This window comes from Allobosea sp. P1_A7, from assembly GCF_056406775.1.
Genome location: NZ_JBFTZN010000574.1, coordinates 1 through 1,244, shown reverse-complemented (window position 1 = coordinate 1,244; position 1,244 = coordinate 1). Strand labels below are relative to the sequence as shown.

Genomic DNA, 1,244 nt, shown 5'->3' with positions numbered 1-1,244 from the left:
AGGCAAGCCGTGTGCCGCCGGGGAAGAGCGCACGAAACGCGCGGCGCAGGCGAATGCCGGCCGAGCGCAAGAGACGGAAAATGCAGGCGGTTTCAGCGTGCAGCCGAGCGGCGGGCGCGGCGGCTGGAGGTCCTGAGGGCTAGCTGCAAACGCGAGCCCCGAAGGGTCGGCGCCTCGCTGCGGCACAGTTTCGTCTCAGCTTGGCGAGCGAGGGACCGCTGATTGACGTGCCGCCGCTTTGGAAACTTGTCCAACGGACGTTGCAGAGCTAACCATGCGCCGCGATTTCGCCGCGATCCCAGCGTTGAACCGCGTAAGCCGAGTTTGATCCCTTGAGTCGCCAACCAACCGCAGACGACGAAAAGAGGGCGCGCCTGGCCGCAGCCCTGCGCGAGAACCTGAAGCGCCGCAAGGCGCAGGCGCGCGCTCGTCGGGCGGATGAAGCGGAGCGGGAAGACGAAGCCTTGCCTGCCCAGGCCGAGACTCCCCGGTCCTGATCCCGCCCTCAATCGCGCCGCGCGGCCGATAGCCGCGACCTCCAGCAGGACATCCAGATGGACCGTATCCGCATTACCGGTGGCCAGCGCCTCAATGGCACGATCCCGATCTCGGGCGCGAAGAATGCCGCGTTGCCGCTGATGATCGCGAGCCTCCTCACGGATGAGACGCTGACTCTGGTCAATGTCCCGCGACTGTCGGACGTGACTGCGCTGTCGCGCATCCTCTCGAACCACGGCGTCGACCGTTCCATCGCTGGCAAGCGCATCGGTCAGTCGGCGGAGACGGGCCAGACCATCGCGCTCACCGCACGCCAGATCGTCGACACCTGCGCGCCGTATGAACTGGTCTCGACCATGCGCGCGAGCTTCTGGGTCATTGCTCCGATCCTGGCCCGGATGGGCGAAGCGAAGGTCTCCCTGCCCGGCGGCTGTGCGATCGGTACGCGGCCGGTCGACCTCCTGCTGATGGCGCTGGAACGGCTCGGCGCGGAAATCAGCATCGAGAATGGCTATGCGCTGGCGCGCGCGCCGAAGGGCCTGAAGGGCGCCGAGATCGTCTTCCCGAAGGTGACGGTCGGCGGCACCCATACGGCCCTGATGGCTGCGGTTCTTGCGGACGGCACGACAGTGATCGAGAACGCGGCGCGTGAGCCCGAGGTCACGGACCTCGCCGCGTGCCTTATCAAGATGGGCGCCAAGATCGAGGGCGCCGGCACCTCGCAGATCGTGGTCAAGGGGGTCTCA

General features: G+C 67.1%; 1 pseudogene. It reads left to right on the top strand.

The features are described from left to right. Positions 1-554: 554 nt before the first annotated feature. Positions 555-1,244: pseudogene (locus AC1D34_RS37690) on the top strand (UDP-N-acetylglucosamine 1-carboxyvinyltransferase); the annotation flags it as partial.